The 18,963-nt window shown below is 57.4% G+C and carries 23 protein-coding genes and 1 pseudogene; 14 read left to right on the top strand and 10 right to left on the bottom strand.

The genetic code is table 11. The features are described from left to right. The first annotated feature begins 2 nt into the window (after positions 1–2). Positions 3–467, top strand: a complete 465-nt coding sequence (locus tag AACI_RS02380) for a tRNA (cytidine(34)-2'-O)-methyltransferase (RefSeq protein WP_012809878.1) — start codon at positions 3–5, stop codon at positions 465–467. 74 nt (positions 468–541) lie between these two features. Here the strand turns inward: AACI_RS02380 and lpdA are convergent, their stop codons facing one another. The 4 genes from lpdA to pdhA are packed head-to-tail and all read right to left on the bottom strand — an operon-like array spanning position 542 to position 5,346. Then, positions 542–1,954: a dihydrolipoyl dehydrogenase gene (gene lpdA / locus AACI_RS02385; protein WP_012809879.1), complete on the bottom strand. Its 1,413-nt coding sequence runs from the start codon at positions 1,952–1,954 to the stop codon at positions 542–544. Positions 1,955–1,957: 3 nt separating this feature from the next. Beyond that, on the bottom strand, positions 1,958–3,268 hold the full coding sequence (locus tag AACI_RS02390) for a dihydrolipoamide acetyltransferase family protein (protein WP_012809880.1): 1,311 nt from the start codon (positions 3,266–3,268) through the stop codon (positions 1,958–1,960). Positions 3,269–3,284: 16 nt separating this feature from the next. Next, positions 3,285–4,265: an alpha-ketoacid dehydrogenase subunit beta gene (locus tag AACI_RS02395; protein ID WP_012809881.1), complete on the bottom strand. Its 981-nt coding sequence runs from the start codon at positions 4,263–4,265 to the stop codon at positions 3,285–3,287. A gap of 1 nt (position 4,266) precedes the next feature. Continuing rightward, the gene (gene pdhA, locus AACI_RS02400) at positions 4,267–5,346 is read right to left on the bottom strand and encodes a pyruvate dehydrogenase (acetyl-transferring) E1 component subunit alpha (RefSeq protein WP_012809882.1); all 1,080 of its coding nucleotides are present in this window, start codon (positions 5,344–5,346) and stop codon (positions 4,267–4,269) included. A 202-nt stretch (positions 5,347–5,548) separates the two neighbouring features. On the opposite strand from pdhA, the gene AACI_RS02405 reads away from it, so the two are divergent. The 5 genes and pseudogenes from AACI_RS02405 to AACI_RS02425 form a co-directional block, all read left to right on the top strand. Then, entirely contained in the window at positions 5,549–6,262 is a 714-nt protein-coding gene (locus AACI_RS02405; RefSeq protein ID WP_012809883.1) for an alpha/beta hydrolase, read from the top strand. Positions 6,263–6,350: 88 nt separating this feature from the next. Continuing rightward, complete coding sequence (locus AACI_RS02410; RefSeq protein ID WP_012809884.1) at positions 6,351–7,823, top strand: carboxylesterase/lipase family protein; 1,473 nt, start codon at positions 6,351–6,353, stop codon at positions 7,821–7,823. Positions 7,824–8,048: 225 nt separating this feature from the next. Then, positions 8,049–9,947, top strand: coding sequence for a PrkA family serine protein kinase (locus AACI_RS02415; protein ID WP_012809885.1), 1,899 nt, complete (start codon positions 8,049–8,051; stop codon positions 9,945–9,947). Positions 9,948–9,962: 15 nt separating this feature from the next. Then, entirely contained in the window at positions 9,963–11,114 is a 1,152-nt protein-coding gene (gene yhbH / locus AACI_RS02420; RefSeq protein WP_012809886.1) for a sporulation protein YhbH, read from the top strand. Next, positions 11,111–11,299, top strand: a pseudogene (locus AACI_RS02425) (SpoVR family protein); the annotation flags it as partial. The gene yhbH and the pseudogene AACI_RS02425, both read left to right, overlap by 4 nt. Before the next feature lie 10 nt (positions 11,300–11,309). Here the strand turns inward: AACI_RS02425 and AACI_RS02430 are convergent. The 3 genes from AACI_RS02430 to AACI_RS02435 are packed head-to-tail and all read right to left on the bottom strand — an operon-like array spanning position 11,310 to position 13,690. Continuing rightward, positions 11,310–12,737 carry a recombinase family protein gene (locus AACI_RS02430; protein WP_012809887.1) on the bottom strand — a complete coding sequence of 476 codons (1,428 nt, stop codon included), beginning with the start codon at positions 12,735–12,737 and terminating at the stop codon, positions 11,310–11,312. Positions 12,738–12,748: 11 nt separating this feature from the next. Then, entirely contained in the window at positions 12,749–13,192 is a 444-nt protein-coding gene (locus AACI_RS15695) for an ImmA/IrrE family metallo-endopeptidase (RefSeq protein WP_012809888.1), read from the bottom strand. Positions 13,193–13,198: 6 nt separating this feature from the next. Next, entirely contained in the window at positions 13,199–13,690 is a 492-nt protein-coding gene (locus AACI_RS02435; protein WP_012809889.1) for a helix-turn-helix domain-containing protein, read from the bottom strand. Positions 13,691–13,834: 144 nt separating this feature from the next. Here AACI_RS02435 and AACI_RS17085 point away from each other — a divergent pair, with 144 nt between their 5' ends. Both AACI_RS17085 and AACI_RS02440 read left to right on the top strand, forming a co-directional pair. Continuing rightward, on the top strand, positions 13,835–14,044 hold the full coding sequence (locus tag AACI_RS17085; protein ID WP_012809890.1) for a helix-turn-helix transcriptional regulator: 210 nt from the start codon (positions 13,835–13,837) through the stop codon (positions 14,042–14,044). Positions 14,045–14,416: 372 nt separating this feature from the next. After that, positions 14,417–14,653 carry a helix-turn-helix domain-containing protein gene (locus AACI_RS02440; RefSeq protein ID WP_012809891.1) on the top strand — a complete coding sequence of 79 codons (237 nt, stop codon included), beginning with the start codon at positions 14,417–14,419 and terminating at the stop codon, positions 14,651–14,653. A 4-nt stretch (positions 14,654–14,657) separates the two neighbouring features. Here AACI_RS02440 and AACI_RS02445 read toward each other — a convergent pair whose 3' ends face one another. Further along, positions 14,658–14,954 (bottom strand): helix-turn-helix domain-containing protein, encoded by a 297-nt coding sequence (locus AACI_RS02445; protein ID WP_342626154.1) that lies wholly within the window; start codon positions 14,952–14,954, stop codon positions 14,658–14,660. Between the two features lie 32 nt (positions 14,955–14,986). On the opposite strand from AACI_RS02445, the gene AACI_RS02450 reads away from it, so the two are divergent. Beyond that, positions 14,987–15,214 carry a helix-turn-helix transcriptional regulator gene (locus AACI_RS02450; protein WP_245530669.1) on the top strand — a complete coding sequence of 76 codons (228 nt, stop codon included), beginning with the start codon at positions 14,987–14,989 and terminating at the stop codon, positions 15,212–15,214. An 18-nt stretch (positions 15,215–15,232) separates the two neighbouring features. On the opposite strand, the gene AACI_RS02455 is transcribed toward AACI_RS02450, so the two are convergent. Both AACI_RS02455 and AACI_RS15705 read right to left on the bottom strand, forming a co-directional pair. Beyond that, complete coding sequence (locus AACI_RS02455) at positions 15,233–15,592, bottom strand: hypothetical protein (RefSeq protein WP_245530670.1); 360 nt, start codon at positions 15,590–15,592, stop codon at positions 15,233–15,235. Positions 15,593–15,600: 8 nt separating this feature from the next. Continuing rightward, a complete protein-coding gene (locus tag AACI_RS15705) occupies positions 15,601–15,819 on the bottom strand; it encodes a helix-turn-helix domain-containing protein (RefSeq protein ID WP_012809895.1) in 219 nt (72 codons plus the stop codon). A gap of 99 nt (positions 15,820–15,918) precedes the next feature. Between AACI_RS15705 and AACI_RS17175 the strand changes: the two genes are divergently transcribed. From AACI_RS17175 to AACI_RS02475, 5 genes are all read left to right on the top strand, one after another. Next, the gene (locus tag AACI_RS17175; RefSeq protein WP_012809896.1) at positions 15,919–16,158 is read left to right on the top strand and encodes a helix-turn-helix transcriptional regulator; all 240 of its coding nucleotides are present in this window, start codon (positions 15,919–15,921) and stop codon (positions 16,156–16,158) included. After that, on the top strand, positions 16,142–16,312 hold the full coding sequence (locus AACI_RS16510) for a hypothetical protein (RefSeq protein ID WP_012809897.1): 171 nt from the start codon (positions 16,142–16,144) through the stop codon (positions 16,310–16,312). The genes AACI_RS17175 and AACI_RS16510 overlap by 17 nt, the downstream gene beginning before the upstream one ends. Before the next feature lie 102 nt (positions 16,313–16,414). After that, a complete protein-coding gene (locus tag AACI_RS02465; RefSeq protein ID WP_012809899.1) occupies positions 16,415–16,657 on the top strand; it encodes a hypothetical protein in 243 nt (80 codons plus the stop codon). Positions 16,658–16,749: 92 nt separating this feature from the next. Next, the gene (locus tag AACI_RS02470; protein ID WP_012809900.1) at positions 16,750–17,679 is read left to right on the top strand and encodes a PD-(D/E)XK nuclease family protein; all 930 of its coding nucleotides are present in this window, start codon (positions 16,750–16,752) and stop codon (positions 17,677–17,679) included. 40 nt (positions 17,680–17,719) lie between these two features. Continuing rightward, complete coding sequence (locus AACI_RS02475) at positions 17,720–18,547, top strand: hypothetical protein (protein WP_012809901.1); 828 nt, start codon at positions 17,720–17,722, stop codon at positions 18,545–18,547. Positions 18,548–18,963: the final 416 nt, after the last annotated feature.

An 18,963-nucleotide genomic window follows, 5' to 3' on the forward strand; every position in this document is an offset into this window, starting at 1 on the left:
GCATGCACATCGTGCTGTTCGAGCCCGAGATCCCAGCGAACACGGGCAATGTCGCCCGCACCTGCGCCGTGACGGGCTCAACGCTTCACCTCGTCGGCAAGTTGGGGTTTTCCACGGACGATCGTCAACTCAAGCGGGCGGGACTCGATTACTGGCATCTGCTCGACATCCGGTATCATGATTCGCTCGAAGAACTGTGGGCGTTGTATCCGGAGGGCGTCTTTCACTATGTGGAGACCGAGGGTGGGCGGTGGTACACCGAGGTCGCGTACGGGCCGAACGACTTTCTCGTGTTTGGCAAAGAGACCAAGGGGCTGCCCAAAGACGTGATCGAAGCCCATGCCGATCACGTCGTCCGCATCCCCATGATCGACCACGCTGCCGCGCGGAGCCTCAATTTGTCGAACGCCGTGGCGGTCGTCGTGTTTGAGGCGCTCCGGCAAAACGGATTCCCAGGGATGATTTGACGAACGCCGTTCATTGCGCGGGAAATATGTCGAAAAGCCGCCCGAGCGGACGCCCGAGCGGCTTTTTGCATGTCTTATCCCTTGATGATGTGAATCGGCTCGCCGAGGCCGACTTCGGCGGCTTCCATGACCATCTCTCCGAGCGTGGGATGGGCGTGAATGGTCAGCGCGATGTCCTCGAGCGTTGCGCTCATCTCGATGGCAAGCCCGAGCTCCGCGATGATGTTCGACGCCTCGACGCCAACCACCTGGGCGCCGACGAGCACGCCGTTCTCCTTGTTGGCGACGAGCTTGATGAAGCCGTCGGTCGCGTTGAGCGCCGTCGCACGCCCGTTGGCGGCGTACGGGAAGCGGCCGACCGCAACCTGGCCGTACTCCTTCTTCGCCTCTTCCTCGGTCAGGCCGACCGACGCCATCTCCGGATCCGAGAAGACGACGGACGGGATGCAGCGGTAGTCGACGATGGACGGCTTGCCCGCGATGACCTCCGCGGCCACCTTGCCTTCGTACGACGCCTTGTGGGCGAGCGCCGGGCCAGGCACGATGTCCCCGATGGCGAAGACGTTCGGGTTGGTGGTGCGGCACTGCTGATCGACCTTGACGAGGCCCTTGTCCGTCAGCTCGATGCCCGCGTCCTGCAGGCCGATCTCGTCCGTGTTCGGGCGGCGACCCACTGTCACGAGGACGTAGTCCGCCTCAATGGTCTTCTCGTTGCCGTCTTTGTCCTTGTAGGTGAGCTTGACGCCGTCCTCGGTCTCCTCCACGCCCTGCGCGAGCGCGTTGGTCTCAATCTGCACGTTGTACTTCTTCAGGTTCTTTTCCACAAGGCGGACCATCTGCTTGTCAAAGAGCGCGAGGATGCTGTCCAGGCCCTCGATGATGGTCACCTGGCTTCCGAACTTGGCGAACGTCTGGCCGAGCTCGATGCCGATGTAACCGCCGCCCACCACGACCAGCCGCTTCGGGACGTGATCGAGCGAGAGCGCGCCGGTCGAGTCAATCACGCGCTTGCCAAGCGGCAAATTCTTCAGCTCGATGGGCCGCGAGCCGGTCGCCAGGATGCAGTGTTGGAACTGCAGCCGCTGGCTGCCGTTCTCCTGCATGACGCGCACTTCGTTCGGCTTGGTGAAAAATGCTTCGCCGTGGATGACGTTGACCTTGTTCCCCTTCAGGAGCTGCTGTACGCCGCTCGTCATCTTTTTGACAACCGACTGCTTCCATTCCTGCACTTTCTTGAAATCGAAGGTTGCGGTCGTCTCGATGCCCGGGAACGGCGACTCCTTGGCCGCCTCGTAGTGATGGGCGGCCGAGATGAGCGCCTTGGAAGGAATGCAACCGCGGTTCAGGCACACGCCGCCCAGCTCGGCCTTGTCCACAATGGTGACCGACTTCCCGAGCTGCGCAGCCCGAATGGCTGCCACGTAACCGCCAGGGCCTGCGCCAATGACGAGGACCTCAACCTCTTCCACAATATCTCCGACTACCATCCGTCACACCTCCAGGAGCAGCAAGCGCGGATTTTCAAGCAAGCGCTTGATGTCGTTGATGAACTGCTGACCGAGCGCGCCATCGATCACGCGGTGGTCGAAGCTCAGCGACAAGGACATCATCTGGCCCACAGCGAATTCGCCGTTCTTGATGATCGGCTTCTCCGTGATCCGGCCGACGCCCAGAATCGCAACTTCAGGGTAATTGATAATGGGGGTGAAGAACAAGCCGCCTGCCGATCCGATATTCGTGATGGAAATGGTGCTGCCCTTCATCTCCTCGGGCTTGAGCTTTCCGGCGCGCCCGCGCGTGGCGAGATCGTTGATCTCTTGGGCAATGGTCCAGATGTTCTTCCGGTCCGCGTGTCGCACCACGGGCACGAGCAATCCGCGCTCGGTGTCGGTCGCGATGCCGATGTGGTAATAGTGTTTGATGACGAGTTCCTGCTTCTCCTCGTCGTAGGATGCATTCAGCTGCGGCTTGGTGCGAAGCGCCGCGATGAGCGCCTTCACGATGAACGGCAGATACGTGATCTTGATGCCGCGCTCCTGCGCGAGGGGCTTGACCTCGTTGCGCAGTTTCACAAGCTCCGTGACGTCCACCTCGTCCATGAGCGTGACGTGCGGCGCCGTATATTTCGACTTCACCATGGCGCGGGCGATGGCCTGGCGGATCATCGGCATGGGCACGCGTTCCTCATATTCCTCGCCGTACGCCGCCGGTGCCTGCTGCGCTTGCGCAGGCCGCTGCTCTTTATCCTCGGCCGCCTGCTGAGGAGCTTGAGTGCCAGATTTGGCGCGGTCGATATCCTCCTTGGTCACCTTGCCGTGGTTGCCGGTGCCCTTGACGGTGCGGATATCCACACCTTGTTCGCGAGCGTACTTGCGGACCGCGGGTGTGGCGAGCACCTCGTGCGCGGCGGACTCCTGGGTATCTGCCTTCGCCGCGTCGGGCGCGGGCTTGGCTGCGGGCGCCTCGTCCGCCTTCGCGTTTTGATGCGCGTCTGCCTCGGCCTTCTGCGCGCTCTTGTCGGTCGGCTTTTCGTCCGCCCCGGCCTCGGCGGGTGCGTCCCCTTCCACCTCAAACGTCAACAGCACGTCTCCGACCACGCACGTCGTGCCCTCCGGCACCTTGATCTCCTTCACTTTTCCGCTCACCGGCGAGGGAAGCTCCACGAGCGACTTGTCGTTTTCGACTTCCGCAATCGGGTCGTCCTCTTGCACCGTGTCGCCGGGTTGGACGAGCCACTTGCTGATGCGGCCTTCGTGCAGCCCTTCGCCAAGCTCAGGTAGGCGAAATTCAACAACGGCCATGGTGTCACCTCCGGGATTATAAGCTCATGACTTTATCGAGCGTCTTGAGGACATACTCGGGTGTCGGCAACCATTCGTCCTCAATCATACCAAACGGATACACCGTGTCGGGCGGCGTTGCGCGGAGAACCGGTGCTTCCAAGTAGTAAATCGCGTTTTCGTTGATTTGCGCGACGATCTCGGCCGCGGCGCCCGCCGAACGCTGAGCTTCCTGCACGACGATGGCGCGGTTCGTCTTCTTGACCGACGCCACGATGGTATCGATGTCAATCGGGTTGACGGTGCGAAGATCGATGACCTCGGCCTCGAGGCCCTTTTCTTTCGACCACTGTTCCGCGGCCTTCAGCGCCACGTGCACCATGGCCCCATAGGCGATGACGGTGGCATGCTTGCCCTCTCGGACCACGTTCGCGACGCCGAGCGGGATGGTGTAATCGTCCTCCGGCACTTCCTGGCGGAACGAGCGATACAGTTTCATGTGTTCCAGGAAGATGACTGGATCCGGGTCCCGAATGGCCGACAGCAGCAGTCCCTTGGCGTCGTAGGGCGTGCTCGGAATCACCACCTTGATGCCCGGTGTTTGAACAAACAGGCCTTCCAGGGAATCCGCGTGCATTTCGGGCGTGTGCACCCCGCCGCCGAACGGAGAACGGATGGTCACAGGCGCGGTGTAGCGGCCGCCGGTGCGATACCTCGTGCGCGCCAGCTGACCCGCGATCTGGTCGAACGCCTCGAAGACAAACCCAAAAAACTGAATTTCGGGTACGGGGCGAAACCCTTGAATCGCAAGGCCGTTGGCCAGTCCGATGATGCCACTCTCCGCGAGCGGCGTGTCGAACACGCGGTTGGGCCCGTATTTCTGCTGCAGGCCTTCGGTCGCGCGGAAGACGCCGCCGTTTTTGCCGACGTCCTCGCCGAAGACGAGCACGCGCTCGTCGCGCGCCAGTTCGAGATCGAGGGCGTGCGTGATCGCCTGAATCATCGTCATCTGCGCCATGTCAGTTCGCCTCCTCGCCGGCAAATTCCGCCCGCTGGCGCTTGAGCGTCGGGGTGAGTTCTTCGAACATCGAGTCGATGAGACCCGGGATGGTCATCTTCTCCGCCGCATCCGCCTCCTTGAGGGCGTTGTTGACCGTCTCCTTGGCCTCCTCGATGTAAGCCTCTTCCTCTTCTTGAGACCAAAGTCCCTTTTCCTCGAGGTACTTGCGGAAGCGGATGAGCGGATCCTTCTTCTCCCACTCTTCCTGCACGTCCTTCGTGCGATAACGGGTCGGATCGTCGCCCGACATCGTGTGGGGGCCGTAGCGGAAGGTCACGGCCTCAATCATGGTTGGGCCCTCGCCGTTGCGCGCGCGCTCAAGGGCTTCGTGCATCACGTGGTACACGGCCAACACGTCCATGCCGTCGACTTGCACGCCGGGGATGCCGGCCGCGATGGCCTTCTGAGCGAGCGTCTGCGCACGAGTCTGAAGCTCGCGAGGCACAGAAATGGCGTACTGGTTGTTCTGAACAAAGAACACCACGGGGAGATTCATGGCGCCCGCGAAGTTCATGCCTTCGTAAAAGTCGCCCTGGCTCGTGCCGCCGTCGCCCGTGTACGTGACCGCCACGCGCTTTTCACCGCGCAGCTTGAACGCGAGGCCGACGCCCGCCGCCTGGACGATTTGCGCTCCGATGATGATCTGCGGCACCATACAGTTGACGCCTTCAGGAACTTTGCCGCCAAGCTGATGTCCGCGGGAGTAAAGGAAGAGCTGATGCAGCGGATACCCGTGGAAGTACAGCTGCGGGATGTCGCGATAGCCCGGGAGCAGGAAGTCCTCTTTCTTCGTGGCGAACTCGCTGCCGATCATGGACGCTTCCTGGCCGGACACCGGCGCGTAAAAGCCCAGGCGTCCCTGCCGGGACAGGCGAATTGCGCGTTGATCCCAGATGCGCGTGAAGACCATGCGCTTCATGAGCTCGCGCAGGTCGTCGTCCGACAACTCCGGGACCAGGTCAGGGTTCACGACGTTCCCGTTCTCGTCCACGATTTGGACGTACGGGATCTCAAAACGAGCAACCACCTGGCTCAACATGGTCACCTCATCTTCGCATTAGTAATACAGGTCGCTTCACATTATAATACACCCGGGCAGAGACTGCGAAAGCAACAGTAACGTTCGAGTGAAGTTCTGTTATAGAATAACCTCTCGTCCGTCATAGAACAGGCGGATGTAGCGCTTTCATTCGGGGGCTTTCTTCGCGATCTCGCCCCCATTTCTCTGGAGGTGTGTCACCTTGCAGGCTTCCACCAGGAAAGTGGAGACGCACACCCTTCACAGCCAAGCGCTCGGCGAAGAGCGGGTGCTGAAGGTGTTTGTTCCGCCGGGTGCAGGCGACGAGCCGCTGCCCGTGGTCTATTGTCACGACGGCATCGAGTTCTTCACGCACGGTCGCGTCGCGACGCAGGCGCACGAGGCCATTCTCGCCGGGAAACTCGCGCCGTGTTACATCGTCGGGATCGCCGTGAACCTGGACCGGCGGCGCGACGACTACGCGTTTGACGGCGCGCGCCACCGCGAGTATCTCCAGTTCGTGGCGGACGAATGCATCCCGTTTCTGGATGAGCGATATCCCATGGACGATCGCCGCCGCTACATGGCTGGCATCTCCCTTGGCGCGGTGGCGACGCTCAGCTTCGTACTCGAGTATCCGCAGTGGTTTCATCGGGTCATGTTGTTTTCCGGCGCCTTCTTCCCGCCGTATCAGCGGCGGGTGGCGGAGGCCATCGACTTGTCGCGCCTGTACGCGTATATGTTCATCGGTGAAGACGAGCGGCAGGCGAACACGCCGAGCGGCGTCTTCGACTTTTGGAGTTACAACGAGGCGATGCGGGACATCCTGATCGATCGCGGCGCCGAGGTTTCGTATCACACGGGGCCAGGGAATCACATCTGGGGCGTGTGGCAGCGCCACCTGGTGGCTGCGCTTTCGGAAATTGTCCTCGTCTGACCGCGAAACGGCCTCCTCATCCCCTTGGCCGCCTGTTCGATCTGCGGTACGGTGGAAGGGAGAAGAAACGGGGTAGGGGGCGAACGCGATGGACGTGATCGTCGAGACGCGATACGGCAAGGTGATGGGGCGAGAAGAGGATGGGGTTCGCGTGTTTTTAGGCGTCCCGTACGCGAAGGCGCCGCAGGGCGAACGGAGATTCTTGCCGCCGGAGCCGGTCGAGCCATGGGCCGACGTGCTGGATGCGCGCGCACACGGGCCCATCTGTCCACAGGTGGCCAATCCGCTGAACCCTGTCGACGGTTTCGTGCAGTCCGAGGATTGCCTGCGGTTGAACATCTACGCGCCAGCCGAGGGGACGGGCCACCCTGTGATGGTCTGGATCCACGGCGGCGCGTTCGTGTTTGGATCGGGCCAGTCTCCGTGGTACGACGGGCGCGCGTTTGCGAGAGACGGCGTGGTGCTCGTGAGCATCAACTACCGCCTCGGCCCGCTCGGCTTTCTGCACCTCGCCCACCTCGGCGGCGAAGCCTATGCGAGCTCGGGCAACGCGGGCATTTTGGACCAGGTTGCCGCGCTCACGTTTGTGCGCGACACGATTGAGGCGTTTGGGGGCGACCCGAACCGGGTGACGGTAGCGGGCGAATCGGCCGGCGCGTGGAGCGTCGGCACGCTTTTGGTGATGGAATCGGCGCGAGGGTTGTTCCAGCAGGCCATTCTGCAGAGCGGCATTCCGTTTGCGTATCGGACGCCCGAGTTTGCGGAGTGGTGGACCACTCAGCTGCTCGATGCGCTCGGCATCAACCAGGCGTCGTGGCATCGCCTCTTCGACGTTCCCGCCGCCGATCTCGTCGCGGCCGCAGCACGCATTCCCGCGCGGGATGGGCTGAATCTGCGCCCGGTCTTGGACGGCGTGACGCTCACGCGGTCATTCTGGGATGCGCTGCGAGAAGGGCAGGCCGCGCACGTGCCCACCCTCGCCGGATCGAATCGGGAGGAGCTGATGTTGTGGATGGCCCGCGATCCCGAGTGGCGCACGCTTTCCGACGAGGAACGCATCGCGCGCGTGGATCGCATGTGGGGGCCACTCGGCGATCGCGCCCGAGACTACTACGTGGATGGCCGCACGGGCGACGAACTGGAAACGTGGCTCGTCCGATTCGCCTCCATGCGGAGTTTCACGTATCCGACCATCCGCGCGGCCGAGATTCAGAGCGAATACGCCCCCGTCTATCTGTACCGGTTTGACTACAGGCCCAGTCAGCTGGGCGCGGCCCACGCGCTCGAAATCCCGTTCGTGTTCGGCACGTATGCCCATCCGTCGGCGCGGGTGCTCGTCGGAGACCGGCCTTCGCATGCCGCCGTCTCGGACGCGATGCACGCGGCTTGGGTGGCGTTCGTCCGCCATGGAAGCCCGCAGGCGCCGCACCTCCCGGAGTGGCCGACCTACGACCCGAAGCGCCGCTCGACCATGATTTTCGACGAAACGTCTCGCGTCGAGGAGGATCCCGATACCGCCGAGCGCGAGCTCTGGTCCGAGATGATGAGCCTGTCGATGTGACGTCGCATCGCGTGGCGCGGGCGGATCGCACAAACGAGGCCGGTGGCGAGTCCACCGGCCTTTGCCATGTCGATGGGCTACGGCGGAATTCGCGATGGGGCGCGCCCAAACTGGACGGCACGGGTATGTGGAAAAGCCGCTCGCTCATAGGATGAGAAAAAGCCTCCTGTCACTCACCGCTTCAGACGCGAAGGCGTGCATCCGTATCGCAAGGAGGATGGGATCATGAGTTTCCTGGAACGCCTGAGCTCGTATCGCGCGGAGGAGGAAGCACTTCGTTGGCGGGGCACATTCGCAGACTATCTGGAACTCGTGCGTCAGAATCCCAACATCGCGAGAACGGCTCACGCTCGCATTTACGATATGATCGTCGCCGCTGGCGTGGAGACGGACGCCGACGGTAAGCCGCATTACAAGTTCTTTGAAAAGGAGATCTTTGGGCTCTCGGACACCATCGAGCGGCTCGTCGAGGAGTACTTCCACGCGGCCGCGCGCAGGCTCGACGTCCGCAAGCGGATCCTGCTCCTCATGGGCCCCGTGTCCGGCGGCAAGTCGACCATCGTGACGCTTCTCAAGCGGGGGCTGGAGCAATACTCCCGCACGCCCGAAGGCGCGCTGTACGCGATTGCGGGATGCCCGATGCACGAGGAGCCGCTTCACCTCATCCCAAACGAGCTTCGCCCTGACTTTGAGGCGGAGTTCGGCGTCAAAATCGAAGGCAACCTGTGTCCGAGCTGCCGCCTGAGGGTGGATGAGGAGTTCGGCGGCCGGATCGAAGACGTGCCAGTGGAGCGCATTGTCCTGTCGGAGGAGCGCCGCGTCGGCATCGGCACGTTCAGTCCTTCGGATCCCAAGTCACAGGACATCGCCGATCTCACCGGCAGCGTCGACTTTTCCACCATCACCGAGTACGGTTCGGAGTCCGATCCGCGCGCGTACCGGTTTGACGGGGAGCTCAACAAGGCCAACCGCGGCCTGATGGAGTTCCAGGAGATGCTGAAGTGCGACGAGAAGTTTCTCTGGCATCTCCTCAGCCTGACGCAGGAGGGCAACTTCAAGGCCGGCAGGTTTGCGCTCATCTCCGCCGACGAGATGATCATCGCGCACACCAACGAAGCCGAGTATCGCTCGTTCATCGCCAACAAGAAGAACGAGGCTCTGCAGTCGCGCATGATCGTCATGCCCATTCCGTACAACCTGCGCGTCGACGATGAAGTCAAAATATACGAGAAACTGGTACAGCAGAGCGATCTCAAAAACGTTCACATCGCGCCGCACGCCCTGCGCACGGCGGCCATCTTCTCCATTCTCACGCGCCTGAAGGAGTCGAAGAAGCAGGGCGTCGACCTGATGAAAAAGCTGTACCTGTACAACGGGCAGGCCGTCGAGGGGCTCAAGGACTCCGACGTGAAGGAGCTCAAGGCGGAGTTCCCCGATGAGGGCATGAGCGGGCTGGATCCGCGCTACATCATCAACCGGATTTCCACCGCGCTCATCCGGCGCGACACGCAGTGCATCAATGCGCTCGACGTGCTGCGCGCCATCAAGGATGGGCTGGATCAGCACCCGTCGATCACGCCCGAAGACCGCGAGCGGCTGCTGAATTTCGTGGCGATGGCGCGGCGCGAATACGACGAAATGGCGAAGACCGAGGTGCAGAAGGCGTTCGTCTATTCGTTCGAGGAGTCGGCGAAAACGCTGCTCGAAAATTACTTGGACAACGTGGAGGCGTACTGCAACTGGCAAAAGATCAAGGATCCGCTCACCGGCGAGGAGATGGATCCGGACGAGAAGCTCATGCGGTCCATCGAAGAGCAGATCGGCATCTCCGAGAACGCCAAGCGCGCGTTCCGCGAGGAGATCCTCATCCGGATTTCGACCTACGCGCGCCGCGGCAAGAAGTTTGACTATCACTCGCACGAGCGTCTGAAGGAGGCCATCGAGAAGAAGCTGTTCGCCGATCTGAAGGACGTTGTGAAGATCACGACTTCCTCCAAGACGCCGGACGAACAGCAGCTGAAGAAGATCAACGAGGTGACGCGCCGACTGATCGACGAGCATGGGTATTGCCCCGTGTGTGCCAACGAGCTCCTGCGCTACACCGGAAGCCTTCTCAACCGCTGACAGGAGGGAGAGGCCGTGGTCGAATTCACACTTCAACGCGAAGACTGGTCACTCCACCGCAAAGGGCATATCGATCAAGAGCGCCATCGCGAAAAGGTGCGCGAGGCCATTCGGGAACATCTCGCCGATCTCGTCAGCGATGAAAGCCTGATCATGTCGGACGGGAAGCAGATCATCAAGATTCCTATCCGGTCGCTTGAGGAGTACCGCATTCGGTACAACTTTCAGAAAGGCAAGCACGTTGGCAGCGGATCCGGTGACACGGCCGTGGGCGATCTCGTCGCCCGCGGCAAGCCGGACGCCGACGGACAGCCCGGTCCGGGTCAGGGCGAGGGCGCCGGATCGGAGCCGGGGGTCGACTACGCCGAGGCGGAGGTGACGCTGGAGGACATCCAGCAGGAGCTGTTCCGGGAGCTCGAACTTCCCGATCTCGCCGAAAAGGACGAGGCGGACATGGTCGTGGACACCGTGGAATTTCGCGACGTCCGCAAGAAGGGCATCACGGCCAACATCGACAAGAAACGGACCTTGCTTCAGGCCCTTCGCCACGCCAAGAAGGACGATCGCGTCGTGATCACGCCGGACGATCTGCGCTACAAGACATGGGAGACCATCGTCAAGCCAGATTCGAACGCGGTCATCCTCGCGATGATGGATCTGTCGGGATCGATGGGCCTGTTCGAGAAGTACTGCGCAAGGACCTTCTTCTTTTGGATGACGCGGTTTCTGCGCACGAAGTACGCCAACGTCCAGATTCGGTACATCGCCCATCATACCGAGGCGCATGAGGTCGACGAGGAGTACTTTTTCACAAAGGGCGAGAGCGGGGGTACCATCTGTTCGTCCGCGTATCAGTATGCGCTCGACATGGTGAACCGGGAGTATCCGCCCGAGCGGTACAACATTTATTCCATCCACTTTTCGGACGGCGACAACCTGACGTCGGACAATGAAAAATGTGTGCAGTTGGTGAAGGAACTTTCCAGCGTTTCGCGCATGTTTGGCTACGCAGAGGTGAACCAATACTCGCGTTCGTCGACGTTGATGAGTGCATACGGGAAGCTCCAGATTCCTCGATTTCGCACGTACGTGATACGAGATAAATCCGAGATCTACGGTGCGCTTCGCCACTTCTTTTCCCAGCAGCAAGGGGTGAAGAGCGCATGACCCATCGCGAGTTGGAAGAGCTCGAGCGCGCCATTGAGCGGATGATGGATCTCGCCCGGGCGTTCGGGCTCGACTTCTATCCCATGCGGTTTGAGGTCTGCCCCGCAGACGTGCTGTACACCTTTGGAGCGTACGGAATGCCAACCAGATTCCACCATTGGTCGTTTGGAAAAGCGAAGCACCGAGAAGATGAAACTAGACATTCCAATGGATGACCGGCGGTTGTCCCTTTCGAGGGATCTCAATATACGAAATCGCGGCACGTAAGACATTTTTCTTTTCATCAAAGGTCATGTAATCCCAAGCCTCTTCAATAAGCTTTGCAGCGTTGAACACACGTTGCGGTTGTGTATCTTTCACAAGTGTGTCTTGCAATTCTTCAATATTGGTCTGTAATCTCCTTCTTTCCTCTTCGAGATGCTTAATCCGATCTCGCAACTGCGTAGCATCTATCGTCCCCTCTTCAAAGGCCTCGTACCATCTATTCAACTTATGCTCTATATCTGATAGGTTTTTCCTTAAATCCCTAAGTGTATCTTCGGTTTCATCAGAATTGGTTTCTATATTTGCGATTTGGTGTTCAAATTCTTCTGCATCCAACCTTGCTATTCGTTTCACCTGTTCGATTACCCATGACTCCAACTCTTCACGATTGCGATAACCGACGGTGCAAGCTTGTTTCGGAGCCCTTCTTGGTACCTTTTTAGGGCGTTGGTGTTGAGATCTGCATCCATACAAGTAATAGACATACGGTCCCTTTTTGCGAATGACGTGTATGAAAGAACTTCCGCATTCCGCGCACCGCAAAAGACCGGACAACAAGTATTCGCCTTTAGGAGTAAAGCCTTCGCGTCTTCGAACCATTTCCTGTTGTACTTGTTCCCACAATTCGCGTTCGATGATGGGTGGGGCGATTTCTGTACTTCTTAGAGTTCCATATGGCATAACACCCGTATACGTTTCTCTGGTCAACATGTCTCGAATCCTTGCGTGATCCCAATAACGAGCGGATGTCTGTGATTCGATCCAATCAGACAAATCACTAAGACTGTATCCTTGAAGATATTTTTTATACACCTCCCTCACAAGAAAGGCTTCATGAGGTGACACTTCAAACTTTCCAGTCTGGGAATTATAGACGTAGCCAAAAGGAATTCTCCCGCCGGAAAATTTCCCCGATTTAACACGAAGTTTTTGTCCAGTAGATAGGCGCTCAATGATGGTGTCCCGTTCAAGTTGAGCGAATACCGCGAGAATACCTAACATTGCTTTGCCGAGCGGCGTACTAGTGTCAAAGGGTTCTGTAGCGCTCTTGAACACCACATTGTTCTTATCAAAAACGTCTTCGAGTAGATACAGCACGTCGCGTTGTTTTCTGCTTAACCTATCAAGCTTGTACACGATTACTGTATCGATCTTTTTTTCTTTGATGTGTTTGATGAGCCTCTGCAGCGCCGGTCGATCCATGTTCGTACCAGTGTATCCGTCGTCTATGTACAGCCGATATTGATCCCATCCTTGTGATTTACAAAAGGCAATCAATCGTTCTTTCTGATTGTCGATAGAGAAACCATGCTCGGCTTGTTCGTCTGTCGATACCCTACAGTACAAAGCCACCGTCATCAAAAGCACCTCTATGCTGAATAGCGTATCAATTTTAATCTTACTTCCATGATTTCGACAGTGACATTGAAATAATCGGCCAGTTCATTGATACTCATATCTTCAAGATGATGTGGGTCAATGTCGCCATCAGGAATTAAAAAGCGCGCAGCCCATCTCAATGCGCGAAATTCGTCACGGCTGAATGTGAGTCTATCTGCGTAACAAGCGAATGGACGATAGCATAAGTAAAATGGCACAGTAAAATAATGCCCCAGTTCTTCAGCAAGAACACATCTGTGAAGGACCTGGGAACGTTCGATGCGAGGATTTAAGACAATAAAAGGCTTTTTACGAATATGTTCATAGAAGTAAATTCCATTTATCTTCATGTATCCGAAGTCTAAATCATCCCAATCTAAAACAATCCCTTCCTTTTTCACGATGGAATACATTTCGTTAAGTTTTTCGTCCATCACAGCTCACCGATTCTGCTGGTCTTGGCTGGCACGTTCATCATATCGACGAATGACACGTCTCATGATCTCCTCAAAGTGTTGAATAAGGTCTTCGTCTCCGTGCGCGTACAATGCTTTTTCCATATTCGCTGCAATTTCTCGCACGTCATATTCTACCACAGGCTGTTCTTCCTTGGATCTCAGGTATTCGGCAAAATCGGCGACCTCTTGCTGCTTCTCGACTGACATTTGAGATAGCGCTTCCAACGTTCTTTTAACCTCATTAGTCAAGCCGTTAAAATCTGACACATTGGGCTTTCCCAATACGAGAAAGTCGATACTTACATCGAAGAAATCCGCTAGTTTCTTCAAAGTCTCAATGTCAGGTTCTCTTGTGCCCTGCTCATAATTAGCGATTTGCCCGCGTGTCATTTTGAGTTGTTCCGCTAAAGCGTATTGACTCAAACCTTTTGACCGGCGTAACTGTGCCAAACGTTCGCCAAACGTCATCATCATTGATCACCCGTCCTCAGTATACGTAGAAACAATCCGTTTCAGATTTATAGACACAAAAAGTTTCAATACCTCTTGACAGACACGAATTGTTTCGTGTAGGATGTGTGTCAAAAGAAACGCTATGTGTCTATGAGGTGTAGAACCATGTCAGGGGTAAGAACCAAATTAGTCGAAGCCAGGGGTGATAAGCCGAGAAGCCTAGTGGCGCGGGAACTCGGCATTACGCCGCAAGCATTAGGAATGATTGAACGCGGCCAGCGTACCCCGCGATTTTCGCTTATGCAAAAAATTGCTGACTACTACGGAAAAAGTGTTGACGAATTATTTCGGGAGGAACACAGTACGTGTCCATGAGACCAGCAAACACGTCTGTCATCCACCTCGCTTACGAAAGCGAACAAGCCGTTCGCTCATATCGTGCTACTGAGGTGAGGCTGGTGGATCAAATCACTTTAAGCCGAGAGGCCACCCGTATCATTGTTCAAATTTGCTTAGCTGCATTGATGCGAAAAGAACGGTCAAAGCAGAAAGAAGACGTGGCGTAATCGCTCAAGCGGCGGCATGAACCGCCGCGCATGGTGGACAACCCCACCCGCCCGCCTTGGGAATGGCGGGGCGAGGCGCTGAGGTGGGGACGGGGAGCTCACGGTTCACAGAATACAAGCGAAAAGTCGAGTCTACAATATCTAGGAATATTCCTAAAGGAGGTGATTGGAGACGGAGACGATGTGGGTTGGACAAGCCCTGCGGATGCTTCGACTCCACACGGGCGTCACACAGGACTACGTCGCGTACTGCGCAAGGACAACCCAGGCGCAGATCGCAAGGGTGGAGCTCGGTACACGGCAGCCGACGCTGTGTGTGCTGAGAGGCTACGCGCGGGCGACGGGGCAGCCGGAGGCGGTGATGAGGATTTGCGAGGCGGCGATTCTCGGGCTGGAGTACGATGCGATGAGCGCGTAGGGCCCTACGGATCCCACCCAGATGAGGGGGAGCGGGGTGGGGGCGTGGGGTCATCGGAACGCCCGGCTAAGTAGTCGAGCCCCACATTAAAGTAGTCGGCCATCGCCACAAGAACATCGAGAGTGGGGCTCTTAGCGCCAGTGATGTAGTACTGAATCATGCGCTCTGATATCCCAATCGCGCGCGCTAGGGCACGTTTTGTTGAATTGGTCGCAGACAAAAGTTCTGACAAGCGTTCCGGAAATGAGGACATGAAAATTCTCCTTGCGCACTTGACAAGAACTATAGTTCCAACTATCATGCAAGGTAAGAACTAAAGTTCCAATAAGAACGATGGTGGTGATGATGACCAAGACATTAGGGCAGCGACTTAAAGAACGCCGCTTGGCAATGCAACTCACGGTGAAGCAAGCCGCCGAAATGCTTAACATGACTGAGCGCGGTTATCGATACTTGGAGGCTGATGAAAAACGGCCATCCATCGAAACCGCAGTGAAGATTGAAGACCGATTCGGAATCTCGATTCGGGAAATGGTCAACGATGCTGAACACTCAGCGTAGGCTTCGAACCTTGACAACTTAATCCGCAAACGGATCGTCATCCTCCGGCCGCGGGTCCACCCACTGACCACGAGGATACGGCCTGAACTCCTCGGGCAGGTCGCTCCAACGAAGTACAGAGAGTGACCAACGGCGCTCGGTGTCGCGCAGGACCAGCATGGTGGGTGAGACTTCGACGAGCATGGCGGACTCGACGAAAAACGCGCCGCCGTCCAGCGCGATGAGGCCGCCTTCGTCGCGACGGCTGACACGGTGGATGACGGTGTCGAGAATAAAGGATGACTTTCCACCGACCATCAAGGTCATGCGAACGGGCACCCCGACGAAACGTTGGATGATTTCGTCGGCGCGGTCGCGGGTTTCGGGCAAAGGGATCACTCCCTAAATCATTTTCGTTCTGGATTCTCTGAGCGACCAACAAGATAGTCCAAACTCACATCAAAGAAATCAGCAATGGCAATTAGAGTTTCAACTGTTGGATCTTTCTTTCCGGTTATGTAGTACTGCACCATGCGTTCAGAGACTCCGAGTGCCTGTGCAAACGACCGACGCGTGGTTCCCGTTCGGTCGAGTAATTCGGTCAGTCGCTGAGAAAAAAGAGTCATAACCTCCTCCAAAAGAGGGTTGACAGGAACCCTTGGTTCTAACTATACTAAAAGCAAGTTAGAACTAATGGTTCTAACCCAGAAGGTTGGTGATGTGAGGTGTTGCAGTCTCGACTTCGCGAGGCGCGAATTGCTAAGAACATGAAGCCTTCCGATGTAGCCAAAGCAGTTGGAATCACAGAACGAGCCTATCGGTACATCGAAGCGGGCGAGAGAGTCCCGTCGTTAGAAACCGCGATTAAGTTGGAACAAGTTCTTGGAATTCCGCCTCGTGAACTGTTAGTTCAAAGCAATTCTACATCGGAACCAGGGAGTGAACAAGGTGAGCACACGGCCTGATTGGACTCAGTCGCTTGCCGCAGACATGAGAACGCTGATGAGCGCCATGGAGCGATACAACGCGAAGTACAACGACCCGGCAGTTGATCAGGCGATTCGGACGCTTGGATGGAACGTGAAGCAGTTGATGGAGGTTGAGTGGCATGCAGTATGAGCTGGTCCTTGAACGCATTTCCGACGGCGACCGAAACGACCCTGACCGCGCTCGGTACACCATCGCGGACCTTGAAGCGTTGTGCCAGGAGGTTGAAGTGGCATGACCTACGACCAGTGGAAACTGATGACCCCCGAAGAAGACGCGGCGTTTTGGGGACTCGGCGAAGACGAAGCCACCGACGAAGCTGAAGTGCTGGAGTGCGAGTGCTGCGGAGATCCAATTGACGAAGACACAGCGATTCAAGACGGTCCTTCGTGGTTCTGTCCGGAATGCTGGGAGTCGATGGAGATCATCGAGGAAGACGAAACGGATGCAGGAGAGGTAGAAAAAGCGACCGCCTGACGGCGGCAGGAAGAACACAAACATTCGGACAAGCACACCACAGATTGTAGCACGGCACTCTGGACTTGACAAGGGGAAGGGAGCGAAAAAGTGTGGAAGTTCTTACTCATTCGCGCATCGCCATGAGGCAGGTTTGCCCACAAAAGGAACATTACCACTATGTGGAACGTCTTCGCCCGCGCGAGGTCGCTTGGGCACTGAGTGTCGGTTCGGCATGGCACAAGGGGCTGGAGGTTTGGCAGCGCGGGGAAGCTGACGAAGACGGTGCGGTGGCGGCGGGGCTGGCGACCCTGGACTGGATCCGGCCTGAAAACGATGAAGAGGCGTACAAGCTTCAACTTGAGCGGATCCGTACAGAAGTCATGATCCGGTTCGCGATTCGACACTTCCGGCCGCGGAATCTAGTTGCCGTCGAGCGTGAGTTCCAACTTCCGATCGTCAATCCAGCCACCGGACGCAAGTCGAGAAAATACTTGCTCGGTGGAAAAATCGACGGGGTTTGTGAGGATGAACAAGGAAAGTTGTGGATTCTTGAGAACAAGACCACGGCTTCCATCGAACAGTTCAAGCAAAGCTACGGTATGTCCCAACAACTAACATTATATGTCTACGCTGCAGCACGGATCTTTGACAGACCGATTGCAGGCGCTGTTGTTCGAAGTGTTCAGAAATCGAGAATGGAACCCAAACATCGCAACGGTGAGATGGTGGAAACCTGGGAAGACTTCCGGGACCGCTTGATGGCGGAGTATGAGGAGAATCCAGCCAAGTATTTGAGTGAGGATGAGGTGCTGAGGAGTTCGGAGCAGGTCAAACAGCTTGAAGCTGAGTTGTGGATGGAGTGCTTGGAACGCAATTGGCAAGCGCGTTCCGGAGTAATTCGTCACAACACGAGCAATTGCCATCAGTACGGCGGCTGCCCATTCCTTCCACTTTGCCTTGGTGTAGAAGGTGCAAGAGAGTCAATGTTCTTCGTCAGTTCGACAACGCATGACGAACTGAGTCTCAACGAAACAGCGTGAAACAGCGTAACGAACCAACGAATTCAAGGAGGAATGAACCATGACCACACTGGCACAGTACGATCCGAATCTGCTTCAGAAGCTCGGACTGACGGTCGAACAGGCGCAGGAGCTCGAAGCCCAAGGAATCTCACTCGAACAATACGCTGAGACCATGCAAGACGCCGCGCAACTGGAAGAGAACGCCGAAATTCTTCCCGTAAGATATCGGATCGTCGCGCAGGCAGCCGCCTTTCAAAATGAGGCGACAGGGGAGATTATCCAGAAACTAAGAGTGCGAGTGCCATTTTTTCACACGAGTCGAGGGCTGTTTGCGCCTCAGAACGAAGGTGAAAGTGCACCGCCGCTCTGCACGAGTCACGATGGCAAGCTCGGACGCTACGTTGCGGACGATGGGCTCATTTCATACCGAAAGTGCCAGGGTTGTCCTTTTGATCAGTTTGGTAGTGATCCAAACGGAGGAAGAGGAAAAGCGTGCAAAACGGTTCGTCGAATCTATCTTCTGGAAGAGAATTCGCAAGTCCCAGCGATTCTTGGACTACCGCCTTCGAGTCATCGGGCATGGGACCAGTTTGTTTCAGCGCTTCGCTTCCGCGGGCAACTGGTCAGCAGTTACGAAATTGAGCTTTCGCTAGAGACCAAGAGAAACGGCGCGTTTGTTTGGAGCCAACTGCAGCCGCCAAAAATCATTCGAGAGTTGAGTCCAGCGGAAAAGTTTCGTGTCGTGTCGATCGGAAAGGAGCTTGAAGCGCGACACAAAACGATCACGATGGGGATCGAAGATTATCTACAAGTCAACGTGGAAAACTCCAACGGCGCGACAGCGGAAGAGACAGCACAAGGCGAAACAGCCGGGCACACAGCATGAACAGCGGAGGGTTTGCCTCCGCGCCGCGCTCCCGAAAGCTCGGGGGCGAGGTGGGGCGGCGAACAGGCCGCCCCAATCTAAGGCTCGGCATGGCGCGGCGAGCCCTGGCGCGGTAAGGCGCGGCGCGGTTTGGTGTGCTGTGGTAGGGTGTGCCATGGCGAGGTATGGCGTGGTCGCTTCGCCCGTTGTGCGCTGTGCACCTTGGTAGTGCGCGAAAACAGCGGGCACCACAGCCCGCCGTTAGGTGGGCGACTCCCTTTGTCAGCCTAGAGGCGCGCAGGGTTTCGCCCCTGCGCCGAGCGCTCAAGGGTGCGGGTGGCACGGCGATGACTGGACTGATCATCCAGTCGGAGCTCCCGGTGCGAGTCCAGGCTTGAGCGCCGGGTGGAGGGGCGAACCCTCTCGGGTGTCAATCG

This window comes from Alicyclobacillus acidocaldarius subsp. acidocaldarius DSM 446 (assembly GCF_000024285.1).
GTDB lineage: Bacteria > Bacillota > Bacilli > Alicyclobacillales > Alicyclobacillaceae > Alicyclobacillus > Alicyclobacillus acidocaldarius.

Coding starts and splice junctions, on each gene's coding strand:
- AACI_RS02430 (WP_012809887.1), bottom strand. CDS start 12,737: ATGACGGTGGCTTTGTACTGTAGGGTATCGACAGACGAACAAGCCGAG.
- AACI_RS02390 (WP_012809880.1), bottom strand. CDS start 3,268: ATGGCCGTTGTTGAATTTCGCCTACCTGAGCTTGGCGAAGGGCTGCAC.
- AACI_RS02435 (WP_012809889.1), bottom strand. CDS start 13,690: ATGATGATGACGTTTGGCGAACGTTTGGCACAGTTACGCCGGTCAAAA.
- AACI_RS02465 (WP_012809899.1), top strand. CDS start 16,415: ATGACCTACGACCAGTGGAAACTGATGACCCCCGAAGAAGACGCGGCG.
- lpdA (WP_012809879.1), bottom strand. CDS start 1,954: ATGGTAGTCGGAGATATTGTGGAAGAGGTTGAGGTCCTCGTCATTGGC.
- pdhA (WP_012809882.1), bottom strand. CDS start 5,346: ATGTTGAGCCAGGTGGTTGCTCGTTTTGAGATCCCGTACGTCCAAATC.
- AACI_RS15705 (WP_012809895.1), bottom strand. CDS start 15,819: ATGACTCTTTTTTCTCAGCGACTGACCGAATTACTCGACCGAACGGGA.
- AACI_RS02445 (WP_342626154.1), bottom strand. CDS start 14,954: ATGATAGTTGGAACTATAGTTCTTGTCAAGTGCGCAAGGAGAATTTTC.
- AACI_RS02450 (WP_245530669.1), top strand. CDS start 14,987: ATGGTGGTGATGATGACCAAGACATTAGGGCAGCGACTTAAAGAACGC.
- AACI_RS02380 (WP_012809878.1), top strand. CDS start 3: ATGCACATCGTGCTGTTCGAGCCCGAGATCCCAGCGAACACGGGCAAT.
- AACI_RS15695 (WP_012809888.1), bottom strand. CDS start 13,192: ATGGACGAAAAACTTAACGAAATGTATTCCATCGTGAAAAAGGAAGGG.
- AACI_RS02475 (WP_012809901.1), top strand. CDS start 17,720: ATGACCACACTGGCACAGTACGATCCGAATCTGCTTCAGAAGCTCGGA.
- AACI_RS02440 (WP_012809891.1), top strand. CDS start 14,417: ATGTGGGTTGGACAAGCCCTGCGGATGCTTCGACTCCACACGGGCGTC.
- AACI_RS17085 (WP_012809890.1), top strand. CDS start 13,835: ATGTCAGGGGTAAGAACCAAATTAGTCGAAGCCAGGGGTGATAAGCCG.
- AACI_RS02415 (WP_012809885.1), top strand. CDS start 8,049: ATGAGTTTCCTGGAACGCCTGAGCTCGTATCGCGCGGAGGAGGAAGCA.
- AACI_RS02410 (WP_012809884.1), top strand. CDS start 6,351: ATGGACGTGATCGTCGAGACGCGATACGGCAAGGTGATGGGGCGAGAA.
- AACI_RS02395 (WP_012809881.1), bottom strand. CDS start 4,265: ATGGCGCAGATGACGATGATTCAGGCGATCACGCACGCCCTCGATCTC.